Consider the following 16342-nt stretch of genomic DNA (forward strand, 5'->3'; position numbering starts at 1 on the left):
CTGAATAGTTCAACTGGCCAACCCCGCGTGTCGTAGGTTATGCTACCAAAATGAACCGCTCATCCCTTCCTTCCACCCGTTTTCTTTCCCTCATGTGTGATGAAAACTTACGTTGGTATTGATGTCTCCAAAGACACCTTGGCGGTCGCTTTGCCCACCTCAGAGGGCTCCTGGAAGCTGCGCAACATTCGCAATACGCCGGAAGGCATTCGCAAGTTGATCAGCTCGTTGCCCTCCCAGTCGCATGTAGTGCTCGAAGTTACGGGCTCGTACTCGGTACGGCTCACCTACCTGCTGTGCCAGGCGCAAGTAGCGGTGTCTGTCATCACTCCCAAACAAAGCCACCATTTCGCCAAGTTGCAGCTTTCGATAACCAAGACGGATGAGAGCGATGCCGTGCTGCTGGCCCGCTACGGCCAACTGGTGCAACCGCCGCTGTATACCATGGAGAGCGAAACCTTGCTGCGGCTCAAACAAAAACGTACGCTGTTGCGTCAGTACAAGCAGCAGCAGCGGGCACTGGCCAATCTGCTGCATTCTTTCTCATCCCTACCGGTAAGAGATGAACGAGTGCAAAGCAGCTGACAGCAGATGCTGGTCCACCTGCAGCAAGGCATTAGCGAGGCAATAAGCGAAATTGAGGAATTGATGCAGCACTTTCCGGACCAGTTGCGGCGGCTGACTTCCATCCGCGGCATCTCCACCACCATTGCCACCGCCCTACTTGAAGTTACCGGCGGCTTCCGTCAATTTCATTCCGCCAAAGCGCTAGCTAAATACATCGGAGTGGTCCCGGTCGTCTATCAGTCGGGCAAGACGCAGCTGACCAAGGGAATCTGCAAGACCGGCGATCCACAGCTACGCGCCTTGCTCTACGTCGCTTCCTGGGCCGCGATCCGCTACAACAAGCCTTGTCAGCTCCTGTATCAACGCCTGAAAGCGGCCGGTAAAGCCTCGAAAGTGGCGCTGATGGCGGTAGTCAACAAGCTGCTGCGCCAAGCTTTTGCCGTCGTAACCTACCAGCAGGATTTTGATCCCGACTACCAACCTATTTCACGCACTAAGCCTTGCTTTTGAACATAGTTCATACTGCTAGATAGAAGCTACCAGAGCTGCAAACACGTTGGATTGGCTTCCTTCGACAAGGGTATATAGATTGCCCAACGGAAGCGCACCAACAAGTAGTAACACTACAGCCTACTTTTATAGAACGATACTTTCTACTTTCCATGGACAAGCGCCTACTCCTTATTGACACCGACCCCGGCGTGGACGACGCCATGGCCCTTCAGTTTGCCTTGGGCCTGCCCCAGTTCGACGTGCGGGCGCTGACCACCGTATTCGGCAACGTGGCCGTGGAACTGGCTACCACTAACGCGCTGCGGCTGCTGCAGCTGGCTGGCCGCGCCGACATTCCCGTGGCCCAAGGCGCCGCCCACCCCTTGGCTGGGGAGTTCGACGGGGGCGCCCCCTTTGTACACGGCGACGACGGGCAGGGCAACACCAACTATCCCCCAGCGCCTACGCAGGCCGTCGCTCAGCCTGCGGCCGAGCTGCTGGCCGAGGTGGTCGGCCGCCACCCCGGGCAAGTCACGCTCGTCGCCATGGGCCCGCTCACCAACCTGGCGCATGCCCTGCGCTTACGGCCCAGTCTGGTGCACGAAGTGGCCGAAGTCGTTATGATGGGCGGCAATGCCTTTTGCGCGGGCAATGCGACCCCCGCGGCGGAAGCCAACGTGTTGTCCGACCCCGACGCGGCGGACGTGGTACTAGGAGCAGGTTGGCCTGTTACGCTGTTTGGACTCGACGTGACGCAGCAGGTCAATATGCCCGGCGCGGTGCTGGACGAGCTGGCCCGCCTCACCGGCCCGCTCAGCGCCTACGTGGGCCAAATGGTGCCGTTCTACCGCCGCTTTTGCGAGCGCGTGCGCCAGATTGACGGCATCTACGTCCACGACGCGACTCCCCTGGTTTACTTGATTGCGCCAGAGCTGTTCCGCTTCGTTCACCATCCGGTGCGCGTCGATACGTCCATGGGCATCGGCCGGGGCAAGACCTGGCCGGCCCCCGGCGGCCCCGAGCAGCTGCAACGCCCTGCCCTGCGGCCCTGGCACGGCCGTCCGGACGTCAAGATTGCCGTCGGGGTGCAGGGTAGCGCGGTAGTGAGCCGCTTGCGGGAAGAGTTAATGAAACGCAATCTGTGAGCCTTCCGTGTCGGCGACAATCACGCATGGCTGGGCGGCTGGCGTCGACTGCTGTCGGCAGACGCCCAGCAGGAGCAGACTCAGGCGGCCCAGCCAGCGGTTGGTAGCGCGCGGCTGCGGTGCTAGCCGAGGAGCTTTGGGAGGCGTGAGAGCGGGTAAGCCGCAGGAGGGTAGCAAGGGCATGGTCAGGTACTAGTAGCGGCTGGCGGAGACCTTAGTAAGTAACGAGCTAGGCCTGACGTAGCCGCCGCTAGCAGCCAACACGCGCTCCAGCTAGTAGTGCAGAAAGGTGCGGTGGCTGTTGCAGAACTCTCTGGCTGGCTCGACAACAGCGTAAGTGAGGTGCCAAGTAGGAGTAAAATGCCTATTTGCTAGCTTTTCTAGCCTAGTTGGAACCATCGTGGTCTCTTTTAAATCGTCGCGCCGAGTTCTGCAACAGCCACGTCGCTTCTCGGACACTTCCCGGAATCCGTGCAGTTATCGGCCTTCCTCCCGGGCGCAGCCGGCGTGATACTTTGCTGGGATGAGGCACCCTTTTGTGCGTCTACGAAACTCATCCCCTCGGCATGAATTGTAGACGAGTTGCGTAAACTCGCCCGGCGCTGCAGCGGCCTGCTGGTACCTGGTGCGGAACAACTGCTAGCAATTTGAGAAAGGGCGCTCTATATTGCAGGGAACCTTTCTTCTTACCCCCCTGTGCTTGTTATGTTTACTACGAGAGATTATGCCACTATGAGCCGGCAGGAATTGGCGTTGGAAGAGCAGAAACTGAACGCGCAGAAAACGACCACAGCGTTACTCATCGGCGTGGCCGTGGGCGTGGCGGTGTGGTCGGCGACCCACCACGGGGGCCTACTGACCTTCGGGTTGCTGGGGCTGGCACTGGTAGTGGGGTACCGGGCCTCCGACGCCCGCCAGCGCCTGCAGGCCGCAATACGCCACCAGGACAAGGCCCCCAAATAAGGACGGAGTCCCCTCCGAGCACCCGTTCACGAATTAAAACCGGTGGTTCGGTAGGGTAGGGACCAATGCTCCGACCGTCGTACGTTTGAGTGGCATCTCTCTTACCGCTTGTCCATGACGGTTACTCCTTCCCTTACTCCTTATCGGCCCGCGCTCTGGTTCGCGGCGCTGATCCTGCTCGTGCTGGGCGTCGAGTATACGATCACCACGTCCGCCCGTTTTCCCCAGCAAGTCCTGCTCCCGGTAGCCGTCACCCTGGACGTGTTGGTAGGAATCCCGGTCTTGTTCTATGCGCTGATCCTGCGGCGCTATCACCTGCCCCTGAGCAGCCTGGTGGGCGTCGTGGGCATTTGCTGGGCGCTGGTCTATTGGTTATTGCCGGTTGCCCAACAAGCGCCCTTACAGATCTTGCATTACCTGCCGGCCCTCTTAGAAAGCATCACCCTGCTGCTCCTCGTAGCCAGGGCGCGGCAGCTCGTACGCGCTTATCGAGCCGCCTATGCGCAGCAGCCGCAGTTCTGGCCCTGTGCCCAGCTCGCCCTGCAACACACTCTAGGCCTGGCGGGCGTATTGCTCGTCTCAGAACTACTGATGCTGCGCTATGCGCTGCTAGGCTGGTGGGCGCGGCCAGAACTTCCTGCAGAAGAGGCCACGGCCTTCAGTAGCCATCGCGAGTCCGGCTTCACCGCCTATGCTGTGATGGTCGGGGTGGCCTTAGCCATAGAAACGGCGGTCGTGCATCTGCTCGTCAGGCAGTGGAGTACCGCGGTTGCGGGGTGGCTCTTGTTGTTGGAGTGCTACACGCTGGTCGTGCTCCTAGCCCACATTCATGCGGTACGGCTGCGGCCGACACTGGTAAGCGCGGCTACGCTGCAGCTGCACGTGGGCTTCGTCTGGCAGCTAGAAGTGCCGTTGAGTGACTTGGTGGCCATCGAGCCCCTACGCGACCATCCCGCGCCTGCGGCGGACCTGTTACCGCTTACCAAGCTCCTGTTCACCTCACCCAACCTGCTGCTCACCTTTGCCCAGCCGGTGACGGTGCACGGGGCGTATGGCATCCAGCGCACGGCCCGCCGCGTGGCCCTGTACGTGGACCACCCCCACCGCTTTATCCAAGCCATTGAGCTCTCCTAGCTGCTACGCTTAGGGGCCAATCCCTATCGCCCCCCTTTTCCTAGGCTTATCCGGTGCTCTTACCCTGGGCCTTTTCTGATTGTTGCCCGCATTCATCCCCTATTATTTCTCTTGGTTGAGCTTTTCCGTGGCGAAGCTGTCAGAGGTAGGGTCCGTACGGGAGGTGGACGGCGATAAAACCTGCCCGCCTTTTCCCACGGTTCATCCCGCTTTTCCCCGACTTCATTAGAATCTGTGAGGCTTGGCCTAGCCGGTACGCTTGCTTTGTAGCGTCTTCTTACCCCGACGCCCTTATGAAAGTCCTTCTTACGCTGTGCCTCGCTTCTGCCCCAACCGTGCTGGCCTTCGCCCAGACGACGGGTACCGTGTCGGGCCGCTTGCTCCAGGAGCAGCAGCAACCCCTCCCCTTCGCCACGGTGCTGCTACGCCCGGTGCAGGACACCACCCAGCTGCAAGTAGCGCAGTCGGCGCCGGATGGCGGCTACCGTTTTGGGGGCGTAGCCAGCGGGCGTTACTTTATGACTGTGAGCCTGGTGGGTTACCAAACGCACCGCTCGGCGCCGTTTGAGTTGCCTGTTGGCCAGCGTAGCGTAACACTGCCGGCTATCCGGCTTGCCTTGTCGGCGCAGCAGCTGCAGGGTGTGGAAGTGGTGGGCCGCAAGCCGCTACTGGAGATGCAAGCGGGCAAGACGATTGTGAACGTGGCGGGCAGCCTGACCGCGGGCGCGACGGCGCTGGAAGCGCTGGAGCGCGTGCCCGGCCTGGTGGTGATGAACGACCGGCTGAGCATTGCCGGCCGCGAGGGCGTGATTATTCTACTCGACGGACGCACCACGCGCTACACCGACGTGGTGGCCGTGCTCAAGGACTTCCCGAGCAACAACATTGAGCGCATCGAGGTGATGACCCAGCCCGACGCCAGCTACGAGGCCGCCGGCAACGCGGGCATCATCAACATCATCCTGAAGAAAAACGTGGATCTAGGCACCAACGGCACGCTGACGGGCAGCGCCGGCTATGGCCGCTTCGGCAAGGCCACCGCCGGCCTCGACCTCAACCACCGCCGCCAGCAGCTGAACCTGTTCGGCAGCTACGGCTACTCCTGGCGCAAAACGTACACCCAGCTCAACACTGAGCGCGCTTCCGCCGAAGCGGATGCGCGTTTCCGCCAGCAGAGCTACCAGCCGCGCACGGCCGATGGGCACACCCTCCGCGTGGGCGCAGATTATTTTCTGACCAAGCGCCAGACCTTGGGCGTGCTCGTGAATGGCTACACAAACAGCACCGACTTGCGGGGCCAAAACGGCACCACGGCCGCCACCGGCACCCGCGTGGAAACCCGGAACCGCACCCGCCGCCGCACCGATACCTACGCCGCCAACTTCAACTACAAGCTGCAGCTCGACTCGCTGGGCCGCGAGCTGACCGCTGACGTCGACTACTCGCGCTTCGAGTCGGGTAGCTTCGGGCGGCTGGCCAATACCTACGTGGCCAACGGCCAGACCCAACCCGAAAACCTGCGTAACAACCAGCGCACCGGTATCGACCTGGCCTCGGCCCGCGTGGATTACCGCTGGCCCGTGCGTCCCACCCTCAAGCTCAGCTTCGGTACCAAAGCCAGCCAAGCCACTATCGGCAGCACCGTAGATTTGAGCGGCGGCCGCACCGAGCGCCACGACGATTTCCGCTACCAGGAAGCCATTCAGGCCGGCTACGCGCAGGCCGAGGGGCAGCACTTGGGTGTCAGCTGGCAGGCCGGCCTGCGCGGTGAGCTCACGCACAGCACCGCCCGCCTGCTCAATACTGGCCAGGAGGTGGACCGCCGTTACGGGCAGCTGTTTCCTACCCTCAGCGTCGATAAGCCCGTGTACAAGTCTATGGGCCTGAACTTGGTCTACAGCCGCCGCATCGACCGCCCCAGCTATCAGGATTTGAACCCCAGCATCGTGTATCTCGACCCCTACACCTCGCAACGGGGCAACTCCTTCTTAAAGCCGCAGTTCACCAACAACTACAAAGCGGCCTTGACCTACAACAAGCAGCCGTTCGTGGTGCTCGGCTACAGCCGCACCCGCGACGTCATCAGCCTCGTGACGGCCACCGAGGACAACGCCCTGTACTCGACCACCGAAAACCTGGACCACCTCCGCCGCTACAGCGCCACCTTCAATGCCCCGCTGAATTTTGGCAAGCTGCTGACGGGCTACGCCGGCGTGAACGTGTTCTACAACGAATACGTGAGCCAATACCTGGGCAGCACCTACCGCAATGGCCGCACCGCGGCCACGTTCTACGGCCAGGTCAACGTGCAGTTGCCGCAGCAGTTCAAGTTCGAAGCGTCGGGCTATTACCAAACGGCTGGCCTCAACGGCCTGATCAACTTCCGCTCGTTCGGCGTGCTGAACCTGGGCGTGCAGCGCAGCCTGCTGCAGGAACGCGCCACCCTGCGCTTGACCGTGAACGACGTCTTCTTTAGCAACAAGCAGCGCGGCACTATCCGCTACCAGGAGCTGGACGCCCGCTTCCTGACGTACGGCGAGTCGCGGCAGGCACGCTTAAGCTTCAGCTACCAGCTCGGCAACCAGCAGCTCAAAGCCGCCCGCAAGCGCACGACAAGTCTGGAAGAAGAGCGCGGCCGCGTAAAATCAGAGAAAGAGTAGCAACTTGGGTTTCACTCCCACCCGCCATGCCCCTGCAATTTCAACGCCCCAGCCGCTCCGACTTGCTCCTGCTGTTGCTGTACTGGTTGCTGGCCGCGCCCATCATCGGGTTCAGTTACTACCAGCGTTACGGCTTGCCGAAGGCGTTCTTCGGCATCAGCTATACCATCGTGCTCGATACGGCCGCCGTGTACCTGCTCGTGTTCTGCTTCCTGCCCCTAGCGTTGGCGCGCTGGAATCCCGCCCTCATCTTCGGGGCGTTAATTGGCTTCGTGCTGCTCGACGCGCAGCTGTACCAACTAGGCTACTGGCAGATCTTTAGCACCACCCCCTTTCACTGGGCTGCCCAAGGCTTGCTTTACGCCGTGATGCGCCACACGCAGAGCTACGGCATGCTGGGCATTCTGATGGCCGGCAAGCGGTATTTCGACCTTCAGCAGCGCCTATTGCTTACCCAGAAAGCCCAGACCGAAAGCGAGCTGCGCCACCTGAAGGCGCAACTCGACCCACACTTTCTCTTCAACAACCTCAACGTGTTGCGCGGCCTGATTCAGCACGACCCGCACGAGGCCAATGAATACGTAAACCGTTTCGCCGCGCTCTACCGCTTTCTGATTCGCCATAAGGATGAGGATGTGGTGACGCTGGCTGAGGAGTTACAGTTCATGAACGAGTACATCTACCTGCTGCGCCACCGTTTCGGTACGGCCTATTGCTTCCAACAGGAGCTGCTGCCCCCACCCGCCGACTTGAACCGGTTGCTAGTGCTGCCCGGCACGTTGCAGCTGCTGGTTGAAAATGCCATCAAGCACAATGCCGGCGACGAAGACGACCCGCTCGTCATCCGCATCGCCGCCACTAAGGCGACCTTAACCGTCAGCCACCACCGCCGCCCTAAGCTCACGCCCGTCGACTCCACCGGCACCGGCCTGCACAACCTGCGCGAGCGGTACCGGTTGCTGTTCGACCAGGAAATTCAGGTCACCGCTACGGCCACTACCTTCGCCGTAACGGTACCCGTGCTACGGCCGGCGCCGGCGTGGTCGGCAGCCTAGCTCTTGGCCTGGGGTGAGCACTTAACACAAAGCCCATGAACATCCTGATTCTCGAAGACGAAGAGCTGGCCGCGCGCCAAACGGTGCAGTTTCTGCAACGCGCCGGCCTGGCCAGCGAGGCGCCGCCCATTGTGCGCAGCGTGGAGAAGGCGCTGGCGTGGCTGCACACGCACCCCATGCCCGACTTGGTTTTCTCCGATATCGAGTTGCTCGACGGCAACGTGTTCACGCTCTACGAGCGGTTCCGCGTTACCTGCCCCGTTATCTTCACCACCGCATACGACCAGTTTCTGCTGCAGGCGTTTCGCGGCAATGGCATTGCCTACCTGTTGAAGCCCTTCGGCTACGAGCAGTTCAGTGAGGCGCTGTATAAGTACCAGTTCCTGCGCGGCAGCTTTGTTAATGCCTTGGCCCCTACCCCTACGCTGCCCGCGCCGCCCACCGCCCTCAGCCCCGACGTGCTACGCGAGCTGAGCCAGGCGCTGCGCCACACCACCCAGCCACAGTACAAGCAGCGCTTTTCGGTGCGGCTGCGCACGGGCATCTACGTGCTCCAGGTGGCCAATGTCGTGTACTTTCAGGCCGACGAAGGCGTGACGTTTGCCGTGGACGCAGCCGGCACGCGCTACCCGCTTACCGGCACCCTCACGGAACTGGAGCGCCAGCTGGATCCGGCGTGCTTCGGTCGGCTGAACCGCTCGGAGCTGGTCAATATTGCCTGCGTAGAAAAGGTAGAGCCGTACTTTAACAATCGCCTAGCCGTCAAACTCCGCTCCGCCACCGAGGTTATCCTGACCACCAGCGCGGCCCAAACGTCCGAATTTCGTCGCTGGCTGGAAGGCTGAAGCCGTGGCGTCCTGACGCACGAGCTATCCACCCTGTTTCTGTGCGCTGAGACTCGACCACCTCAAAGTACCTTTGCTTTCATGAGTAAGTACGTTGCCTCTTTTCGCGTGAGCTCCGCCCGCCAGGAACTGCCTTATGAGCGCTTGCTTCACTAGGCCGCCGATGGCGCTCAGCAAGCGCTGGCTCTTCGTCGGGGGCCTGCTGGGGGCCGCCTTGTCGGCAAAGAGCCAGAACACGGCCCCCTACCGCCACTCCAGTTACGGCGACGTCGGCGCGATTGCCTTTGACCCCATGCAAGACGACCCGCGCTTCCAGCTCTGTGACGAGCACCACCTGGCCCAGAGCTACCAGGTCAATCCAAAGTATCCGCTCGGCACTGCGGCGCTGCAACAGCGCTTGCGCACCGCCTTTGCCGCCCATTCTCCCTGCCGCCGCGCCACGGGCACGATCACGGTGCGTTTTTTGATCAGCTGCACCGGGGAAACGGGGCGGTTTCGCGTGTATGCCGTAGATACGGCCTACCGACCAACTGCTTTTCCGCCCGAAGTGGCGCAGTACCTACTCCAGGCGATTCGTAGTGTAGGCCGCTGGCAACCGGGCACGTACCAGCACCATGCGTACGACAGTTATAAGTTTCTTTCCTTTCGGCTCCAGGCCGGGCAGCTCGTTACTATCTTCCCATGAACACGCGCCGTATATATGGCCTCTTGGGGCTAGTAGTTGGGGTAACCGGCATTCTCTCTTGGCAGGCAAAGCCCGTGCGGCACTGGTTGGCGGAGACGTGTTTTACGGTCAAGAACCTCTGGCCGCAAGGCTCCCCGCCGAGCCAGCACCTGCTGGATGCGGCCCTCTGGTTCGACCCGTACTTAGCCAAAGCCTATTTAGAGAAGTCCGTCCCGTTCAACAAGCGCGGCGATTATGCCCAGGGCATGTACTACCTCAATCAAGCCGTGGCCTTACAACCCCGCGAGTACCTGGGGTATCGCGGCTGGGTACGGCTCTATATGCTCCGGGACTATACGGGGGCTATTCGTGATTTACGCCGCTATGACGCCTTTACCCCTCACTTCACCGATGCTGCGTGGGGTGAGAATCTCTACTTTCTGCTGGGGCTCAATTATTTACAGCTTCAGCAGCCCCGCCAGGCCCTTGCGTATTTTCGGCAGGCGAGTGCTGCCGAAAGCCGCCAGTCCGGGCCCTACTACGTCAATCCCTACAACTATTTGTACGCTGCCATCGCGCACGTATCCTTGCAGCAGTATCCGAGCGCGATTCAGCAGTTGGATAGTCTAACGCAGCGCCATTCGAAGTGCTCGGAAGCGGCCTACTATAAAGCCTGGGCGCTGTATCAGCTGCAGCAATGGGCAGCAGCAGCCCGCAGTATTGACCTAGCCGCCACCCAGTATCAGCAGGGGTATTGTCATTGGAACGCCTATTACGACTATCCCTATCAGCTAGAACAACCGGCCATCGAGACCCTCCGAAAAGCGATTCAACAACGCGTGCCGCCAGCAAGAGTAGCGCTACAGTAGCTAGTCGGTAGGTGAGCGTACCTACTTGCCCCAGAGGGAATAAAACCTACCTCCTTCTTTTGCTGGCGTACCTTTCCCAGTGGATAATTAAAACACTAGTCGTATCGTACGTATGGCCGCACTAGTAACTTCCTGCCCCCTAGTGGTCCTGGCCAGCGCTCGGCGAGGGGGAGATACCGAACAATTCGTCCACCACGTGCTGGCCCGGGTACCGCACCGTTTAGTGAATCTACTGGACTGGTCGGTAGCACCGTACAATTATGAGCAGCAGTATCCTGCCACCGACTGCTTCCTGCCCTTGGTAAACCTGGTCGTGCAGCACACGGCCCTAGTAGTTGCCACGCCAGTCTACTGGTACAGCATGAGTGGCTCTATGAAAGGTTTCTTCGACCGCTTTACCGATCTGCTTACCAGTCATAAACCTTTAGGACGGCAACTGGCCGGCAAGCCGCTGTTTATGCTGGCTAGTGGAGCGGACCCGGACTTACCGGAAGGCTTTACCGTACCCTTTCACCAAACAGCCGCCTACTTCGATATGCCCTTTGTGGCCAGTCTATATCGTTCTACCAAGAGAGGTTTCCCCCAAGAAGAAGCGCAGGTCTTTGCTGATAAGCTCTTAAGCCTTACGTAAATGGCTTGTTCAAACTAACTTACTAAAGCCTGTCGCTGGGCTCTACATAGTCGATGCAGGAGCTAAAAGGATGGTGGTGGTGGCAGAACTCCCACCAATGGATCCGCTGGATGATACCGCCGGCCATACGAACCGCTAACGCAAGGCGTAGCGCCGCTTTTTATTGGTGAGCGCCCCCGTAGAGAACCCGCGTTCACACTGCGGCTAGGATTCTGCCACCGCCACGATGGTTTATACTCTGTACACACCAAGCTGCTTCATTCCTCAATGGACAAGTATCGAATTTTGGCAGAGAATTGGCCTTGGTACGGAGCAATGTCTACCTCGAATTCATGTGCCAGCGCGTGCACCAACTCGCTTGGACTGGTCAGGACCACGACCCTCTTTTGCTCACCCTCGCGCACCGTCAGCGTGTGGTTGAAGAGTGTTTTGCGACCCTGCAAGGTAGGTTTGGTGCACACCACGTTGCGGACAAAGTAGGAACTGGCGCTGGTCTGTTTGAGGGCACACTGCACGTGAAACCGGTCCAGGGGCACGGCGGCCGTGTGGAACTCGTACTTTTCTTCAAACGTGGTGGCGTCGGGCGACATCCAGAGGCGGAACGTTTCCGGCGCTAGCTGCTGGATTCGGAAATACTGGAAGCCGTCGAATTGGATTACCTCTGGGATAATTTCGAGGGGCCGGCGGAACAAGTCACCGAACCCCACGTCGAGCAGCCAGTGGGTGTCGAGTTGCACGCACACGGCCATGTGGTCGTACGCTGGGCCCAACCCGCTGGGCGTGCAGATCCGGGCCGCGATAGTTGTGGCCCTATAGCCTATCCGTTGCAAGAAGTGGCAGAACAGCGCGTTAAGCTCGTAGCAGAAACCGCCCCGGCGACCAGCCACGATTTTGCGGTAGAGCGCGTCTAGCGCTAGCGTGATGGGAATACCCAAGTGAACATCCAAGGCTTCAAACGGCACGGCTAGGACGTGCGCCTGGTGTAGGTCGCCGAGCGTGAACGCGTTGGGGGCCAGGGCGCCGGTGTAGCCCAGCCGCTGCACATACAACGTCGTGTTCATAGGCAGTTCCATCCCCCTTGCGGGAGCCGTTCCGCGTCCAGAGGCTTGCTTCAGGTCTAGGAGAAAAGAGGGTACCCTCGCTAGCTTTTGGTGAAGGGGGCACTCACCTAAATGCACGCGCTCCCAAGATAGCGAGGGGGATCGAAGGAGGCAATGGGGAGGGAGGCTATGGTAAGCGGATAGAAGTAGGACGCCGATTCCTTCTTCTGTCCGCTTACCATAGCCTCCCTCCCGGTTGAGGTCGCAGTAGTTCGTACCAGTTATGCGGTTTCTCGTGGAAGTCAAACCGTTCCACGAAGGTGAAGCCCAGCTTCAATAGGACGTGATTGGACGCTTGGTTTTGCCCGTCCGCTAGGCTATACATAGCGATTAGGCCCAGTGTATCGAATCCATATTGTAGTACCGCTTGGGCGGCTTCGGTGGCGTACCCACGGCCCCAATAGGGCCGCGCAAAGTGGTAGCCCAACTCGTAAAAATGGGTCTGCTGGTTGAGGGGTTCCATTATCCACTTTAGGCCGGACCAGCCCACAAAATGCCCCGTCTGCTTGTCGATCACTGCCCAGCGCCCAATACCGTTTTCCCGATATTGCTGCTGGATGAACGTAATCTGTTCTTGGCTTTGCGTCAGACTCACCAACGGAGTATTGCCGAGGTAACGATGAACTTCGGGGTCTGAATCCATAGCGAACATGCCTAGGGCATCCTCGGCGAGGAGTTCACGGAGAACGAGACGTTCGGTTTCAACTAATAGGGCCATGGGCAGCAATGGCTGATCTCCAAGAGTAACCTCTCTTCTCGAATGAGTAGCTACTACCCTCGAGAGAGGAATACGAAGGAGTAATAACTGGATCGTGGGGCTATTATGGTTTCCCCAGCAAGTATTCGTCGGTGAAATGCACCTGCTGTTTGGGCTGGGCAAACTTGTTTGCGTTGTAGTCCTGAGAGGTGCCCCGGGGAATAGATAAGGACACCCACTGACTATCCTGCGCCATTTTGCCCAAGAACACAATCTGCCCAACATGGTAGGGGTAATGCGCCAGTTGACGGTTGATAGCTTCCGTAACTGAGTGCCCTTGGTTGCGGATGTAAATGGTCGCGCCCCACGTTGCTGGATTCAACGTCTCTAACGTGGTGAACAAACACTGCCAGCCCGCTTCCCACTTGTCAAGCAGTTCCGCTCTTGACTGGATGCTGTTGTCGAATTCCACTTCCCGCTGCCGCCATTCTTTTTCACCATCTGTAGTCAAAAAGTCAGTCCACCGCGAGAGCATATTGCCCCATAGATGTTTTACGATGATGGCAATACTGTTACTCTCTGCATTGTACTGCCAAAACAAGGCCTCATCGGGTAGTTGGGCAAAAGTTTTATCGCCTAGTAGTTTGTAATAGGCAAACTGCTTTCTAGTGCTGATGATAAAGTCTTCGGTCATGGCGAGAGTTGCGGGAAAGAAGGGGGAATGTACTAGAAGTTCTCTGATTCTGACTTACCCTGGGTAAGGATAGCATACTAGAGGTTGCTTTCGTCCAAATGCCGACTGTAAGCTTGAGGTGGTCTAGTAAAAACGGATAAGTTGAGAACTTCGTGACGGCTCAAATTCTCATGACTTCCTGAACCCAATCTCTGCACATGATTTCGCTTGTTCATCCAGCCTGAACCGTACTGCTCCTGCTGAGCACTGAAGCGACCATGCCATGAGTTCAAAATCGTACTGTTACATAAACGGGCGTGGCTGTTGCAGAACTCCCAGTAGTGAATCGGATAGATAGGACCAACGAGTGAAACAGGCTAAAAAGCCTGTTGATGAAAGCTATGCTCCATAAACAAGGGGGTAAACATCGCTTCTCCGGAATACAGATAGGGTTCTGCAACAGCCACGCTCGTTTAAATAATGTGACAAGTGGTCTCACCGCTGGGACTATACAGCGAGCGCTGTCAGGCTGGGCACTATTGCTGCCCCATGCCGTGCTCGCCCGTGCTGGCAACTGGGCGTAGCTCAGCCTTACTTCTTTTTTGCTTTTTGCTGCTGCTCTTTGATAAAGCGGTCCGTCATCTTTTCCAGGATTGCCAGGGTTACGGAGCCGTTGGACAGCACCATGTCGTGAAAGGCGCGCACGTCAAAGTCTTCCTTCAAGGCCGTTTCGGCCCGAATGCGCATTTCCTTGATTTTCAGCTCGCCCACTTTGTAGGCCAGCGCCTGCCCGGGCCACAGGATGTAGCGGTTTACTTCGGTATTTACTTCCAGCAGCGACAGCGCCGTGTGATCCGCCAGATACGTCACGGCCTGCTCTCGGGTCCAGCCTTTCGCGTGAATGCCCACATCAATGACCAGCCGGCAGGCCCGCCACATGTCATAGGTCAGGCGGCCAAACAGGCTGTACGGGTCCTGGTAGAAGCCCATCTCGTGCCCCAGATATTCGCTGTACAGGCCCCAGCCTTCCCCAAAAGCGTTGATGTACAACGTCCTGCGGAACTCGGGTAGCGTAGTGAGCTCCTGCGCCAGGGCGGTTTGCAAGTGGTGGCCCGGCACGGCCTCGTGCAGGGTCAACGATTCGAGCGTATACAAGGTCCGGCTTGGCAGGTTAAAGGTGTTCACCCAGTACTCACCGGCCCGTTTGCTGCCGATGGGTGCCCCCGAATAGCGGCCCCCCGTGTAATTCGGCGCCAGGTAGTCGGGCACCGGCACCACCGTAAACGGTTGGCGGGGCAGCTTGCCAAAAAGCGCTGGCAGCTTGCCCTCCACGGTCTTGGCGATAAAGGCCGCGTCCTTCACTAATTCAGCGGCGGATTTGGGTTGAAACTGCGGGTCGCGGCGCAAAAAGGCGATGAATTCCTGGAAGTTGCCCTTAAATTTTACGTCGCGTATCACCTGGTCCATCTCGCCACGGATGCGCGCCACCTCTTGTAGCCCCAGCTGGTACACCTGCTCCGAGGTGAGGGAGGTGGTGGTGAAGTGCCGCACCCGGTCCTCGTAATAGGCCCGGCCGTTAGGGAAACCCGAGGCGCCCAGCGTGGGCCGGGCCTTGGGCAGGTATTCCTGGTCAAAAAACGTCTTTATTTTCTGGTAGCTGCTCACTACGTCCCGCTGGATTGTTTCCCGGGCCCGGGCCTGGAGGGCGGCCCATTCCGGCTCGGCAATCGAAGCAGGTTTCTGGCTGAACGGCTTCCAGAAAGCCGACTGCTCGGCCGTGGCCACGAGGTGCTGGGTATAGCTCGTTTCGTAGCCGTTTAGCACTTCCCGGGGCTGCGTAATACCCAGGGCAATGCCCTGCCGCATCAGCTGCAAGTTCTCCTCGACGTAGCGCGGCACGTCCTGTAACTGCAACAGATACTGTTCCGCGTCTTTTGTAGAACGGATAACGGTACTTCCAAGCGTGACCAGCTGTGCGTGAAACCCCACATCCGTTTGAATAGGGTTGAAGTACGTTTTGAAGTGATATTCCGCGACGGAGTCCAGCACCAGATGCTGCAGTAATTCCAGGTTAATCTGGTCCTCAAATGAGAGGGCTTGCCTATTAATTGCGTTTAATTCGGTCTCGACTTGGCTATAAAATTTACCCTTGGTCAAAAAGGTGGCTTCGGTTTGCGAGCGCAGCACGTGGTTGCGAGTGCTGTCGCGCTGCCAGGTCTGCTTCTCAAACGCCTTCATTTCGGCCAGTACCGCAGCAATGTCCTTCTGCACAGGCTTTTGCTGTGCCTGAAGCCCACTCGTAACTACGAACAACGATGGGAGAAGTGCAGAGAATTTCATAGAGGCGGATTAGAGGCTATCCTACTATTTAGGGGAAAGTAAAGCGAACCAGCTGCTAGCTCATCGTCAGTGCTGGTAAGGTATAGCGGAAGGTTTGTTGCGCCAACTTAAGAAGGCCAGCAGTACGCCTTTCGTGAAAAACGGGACGTGATGCTTTTGTCCGAGAACCAATGTGGCTGTTGCAAAAGTAGAGTAGGAGCCAGCGAAATTGATCAGGTGCTGGGAGCGTAATGACTTGACCGCCTTGCTGCCGCGGGTTGAAGCGTAAATTCTTCCTCAGATTATAGGCCATCGCGGCGAGATACAGGACTTTCGTCGCGCCTGCTTGACGCTTTTTGCTGATGTGCCGCCAGCCATCGTAGGTAATCAAACTGCCCAGACACGACACCCACCATTGGCACTTCGATCGCTCAGTTCCTCCAGGATGGGCACGACTACCGCTTTCGTTTGATAAACGAAGCGGATCTGGCCTCCTCTCACCAAGGACTGCTTTCCTTGTTCCAGCAG

At 58.7% G+C, this 16342-nt stretch carries 16 protein-coding genes and 1 pseudogene; 11 read left to right on the forward strand and 6 right to left on the reverse strand.

Annotated features, from left to right (window positions below; translation table 11 throughout):
* Positions 1-99: 99 nt before the first annotated feature.
* From BXP70_RS30745 to BXP70_RS27445, 3 genes are all read left to right on the forward strand, one after another.
* A complete protein-coding gene (locus BXP70_RS30745; RefSeq protein ID WP_245849766.1) occupies positions 100-585 on the forward strand; it encodes an IS110 family transposase in 486 nt (161 codons plus the stop codon).
* A 6-nt stretch (positions 586-591) separates the two neighbouring features.
* Positions 592-1077 carry a transposase gene (locus BXP70_RS30750; protein ID WP_245849767.1) on the forward strand — a complete coding sequence of 162 codons (486 nt, stop codon included), beginning with the start codon at positions 592-594 and terminating at the stop codon, positions 1075-1077.
* Positions 1078-1229: 152 nt separating this feature from the next.
* Positions 1230-2204 carry a nucleoside hydrolase gene (locus tag BXP70_RS27445; protein WP_086597325.1) on the forward strand — a complete coding sequence of 325 codons (975 nt, stop codon included), beginning with the start codon at positions 1230-1232 and terminating at the stop codon, positions 2202-2204.
* Here the strand turns inward: BXP70_RS27445 and BXP70_RS29750 are convergent.
* Positions 2184-2387 carry a hypothetical protein gene (locus BXP70_RS29750; protein ID WP_143436739.1) on the reverse strand — a complete coding sequence of 68 codons (204 nt, stop codon included), beginning with the start codon at positions 2385-2387 and terminating at the stop codon, positions 2184-2186. The two genes, BXP70_RS27445 and BXP70_RS29750, sit on opposite strands and share 21 nt — an antisense overlap.
* Positions 2388-2909: 522 nt before the next feature.
* Here BXP70_RS29750 and BXP70_RS27450 point away from each other — a divergent pair.
* The 8 genes from BXP70_RS27450 (at position 2910) to BXP70_RS27485 (ending at position 11025) form a co-directional block, all read left to right on the forward strand.
* Complete coding sequence (locus BXP70_RS27450; protein ID WP_086597326.1) at positions 2910-3167, forward strand: hypothetical protein; 258 nt, start codon at positions 2910-2912, stop codon at positions 3165-3167.
* A 114-nt stretch (positions 3168-3281) separates the two neighbouring features.
* A complete protein-coding gene (locus BXP70_RS27455) occupies positions 3282-4301 on the forward strand; it encodes a hypothetical protein (RefSeq protein WP_086597327.1) in 1020 nt (339 codons plus the stop codon).
* Positions 4302-4594: 293 nt separating this feature from the next.
* Positions 4595-6961, forward strand: a complete 2367-nt coding sequence (locus tag BXP70_RS27460; RefSeq protein WP_086597328.1) for an outer membrane beta-barrel family protein — start codon at positions 4595-4597, stop codon at positions 6959-6961.
* A gap of 26 nt (positions 6962-6987) precedes the next feature.
* On the forward strand, positions 6988-8016 hold the full coding sequence (locus BXP70_RS27465) for a sensor histidine kinase (RefSeq protein WP_086597329.1): 1029 nt from the start codon (positions 6988-6990) through the stop codon (positions 8014-8016).
* A 35-nt stretch (positions 8017-8051) separates the two neighbouring features.
* Positions 8052-8861: a LytR/AlgR family response regulator transcription factor gene (locus BXP70_RS27470; protein WP_086597330.1), complete on the forward strand. Its 810-nt coding sequence runs from the start codon at positions 8052-8054 to the stop codon at positions 8859-8861.
* 136 nt (positions 8862-8997) lie between these two features.
* A complete protein-coding gene (locus BXP70_RS27475) occupies positions 8998-9546 on the forward strand; it encodes a hypothetical protein (protein WP_143436740.1) in 549 nt (182 codons plus the stop codon).
* Entirely contained in the window at positions 9543-10394 is an 852-nt protein-coding gene (locus tag BXP70_RS27480; protein WP_086597332.1) for a tetratricopeptide repeat protein, read from the forward strand. Before BXP70_RS27475 ends, BXP70_RS27480 begins: the two co-directional genes overlap by 4 nt.
* Positions 10395-10506: 112 nt before the next feature.
* On the forward strand, positions 10507-11025 hold the full coding sequence (locus BXP70_RS27485; RefSeq protein WP_086597333.1) for a flavodoxin family protein: 519 nt from the start codon (positions 10507-10509) through the stop codon (positions 11023-11025).
* A gap of 257 nt (positions 11026-11282) precedes the next feature.
* On the opposite strand, the gene BXP70_RS27490 is transcribed toward BXP70_RS27485, so the two are convergent.
* From BXP70_RS27490 to BXP70_RS30420, 5 genes and pseudogenes are all read right to left on the reverse strand, one after another.
* Complete coding sequence (locus BXP70_RS27490; RefSeq protein WP_179197876.1) at positions 11283-12086, reverse strand: arylamine N-acetyltransferase family protein; 804 nt, start codon at positions 12084-12086, stop codon at positions 11283-11285.
* A 214-nt stretch (positions 12087-12300) separates the two neighbouring features.
* On the reverse strand, positions 12301-12843 hold the full coding sequence (locus tag BXP70_RS27495) for a GNAT family N-acetyltransferase (protein ID WP_086597335.1): 543 nt from the start codon (positions 12841-12843) through the stop codon (positions 12301-12303).
* A 103-nt stretch (positions 12844-12946) separates the two neighbouring features.
* Positions 12947-13516, reverse strand: coding sequence for a DUF1572 family protein (locus BXP70_RS27500; protein ID WP_086597336.1), 570 nt, complete (start codon positions 13514-13516; stop codon positions 12947-12949).
* 570 nt (positions 13517-14086) lie between these two features.
* Entirely contained in the window at positions 14087-15835 is a 1749-nt protein-coding gene (locus BXP70_RS27505) for a DUF885 domain-containing protein (protein WP_086597337.1), read from the reverse strand.
* A 55-nt stretch (positions 15836-15890) separates the two neighbouring features.
* Positions 15891-16342 (reverse strand): annotated as a pseudogene (locus BXP70_RS30420) (hypothetical protein); the annotation flags it as partial.

The sequence above is a fragment of the Hymenobacter crusticola genome (assembly GCF_002154225.1).
GTDB classification, from domain to species: domain Bacteria; phylum Bacteroidota; class Bacteroidia; order Cytophagales; family Hymenobacteraceae; genus Hymenobacter; species Hymenobacter crusticola.

What these genes read in the sequence shown, in the direction of transcription:
- BXP70_RS30745 (WP_245849766.1), top strand. Translation starts at nt 100, where the DNA reads ATGAAAACTTACGTTGGTATTGATGTCTCCAAAGACACCTTGGCGGTC.
- BXP70_RS30750 (WP_245849767.1), top strand. Translation starts at nt 592, where the DNA reads ATGCTGGTCCACCTGCAGCAAGGCATTAGCGAGGCAATAAGCGAAATT.
- BXP70_RS27445 (WP_086597325.1), top strand. Translation starts at nt 1,230, where the DNA reads ATGGACAAGCGCCTACTCCTTATTGACACCGACCCCGGCGTGGACGAC.
- BXP70_RS29750 (WP_143436739.1), bottom strand. Translation starts at nt 2,387, where the DNA reads ATGCCCTTGCTACCCTCCTGCGGCTTACCCGCTCTCACGCCTCCCAAA.
- BXP70_RS27450 (WP_086597326.1), top strand. Translation starts at nt 2,910, where the DNA reads ATGTTTACTACGAGAGATTATGCCACTATGAGCCGGCAGGAATTGGCG.
- BXP70_RS27455 (WP_086597327.1), top strand. Translation starts at nt 3,282, where the DNA reads ATGACGGTTACTCCTTCCCTTACTCCTTATCGGCCCGCGCTCTGGTTC.
- BXP70_RS27460 (WP_086597328.1), top strand. Translation starts at nt 4,595, where the DNA reads ATGAAAGTCCTTCTTACGCTGTGCCTCGCTTCTGCCCCAACCGTGCTG.
- BXP70_RS27465 (WP_086597329.1), top strand. Translation starts at nt 6,988, where the DNA reads ATGCCCCTGCAATTTCAACGCCCCAGCCGCTCCGACTTGCTCCTGCTG.
- BXP70_RS27470 (WP_086597330.1), top strand. Translation starts at nt 8,052, where the DNA reads ATGAACATCCTGATTCTCGAAGACGAAGAGCTGGCCGCGCGCCAAACG.
- BXP70_RS27475 (WP_143436740.1), top strand. Translation starts at nt 8,998, where the DNA reads ATGAGCGCTTGCTTCACTAGGCCGCCGATGGCGCTCAGCAAGCGCTGG.
- BXP70_RS27480 (WP_086597332.1), top strand. Translation starts at nt 9,543, where the DNA reads ATGAACACGCGCCGTATATATGGCCTCTTGGGGCTAGTAGTTGGGGTA.
- BXP70_RS27485 (WP_086597333.1), top strand. Translation starts at nt 10,507, where the DNA reads ATGGCCGCACTAGTAACTTCCTGCCCCCTAGTGGTCCTGGCCAGCGCT.
- BXP70_RS27490 (WP_179197876.1), bottom strand. Translation starts at nt 12,086, where the DNA reads ATGAACACGACGTTGTATGTGCAGCGGCTGGGCTACACCGGCGCCCTG.
- BXP70_RS27495 (WP_086597335.1), bottom strand. Translation starts at nt 12,843, where the DNA reads ATGGCCCTATTAGTTGAAACCGAACGTCTCGTTCTCCGTGAACTCCTC.
- BXP70_RS27500 (WP_086597336.1), bottom strand. Translation starts at nt 13,516, where the DNA reads ATGACCGAAGACTTTATCATCAGCACTAGAAAGCAGTTTGCCTATTAC.
- BXP70_RS27505 (WP_086597337.1), bottom strand. Translation starts at nt 15,835, where the DNA reads ATGAAATTCTCTGCACTTCTCCCATCGTTGTTCGTAGTTACGAGTGGG.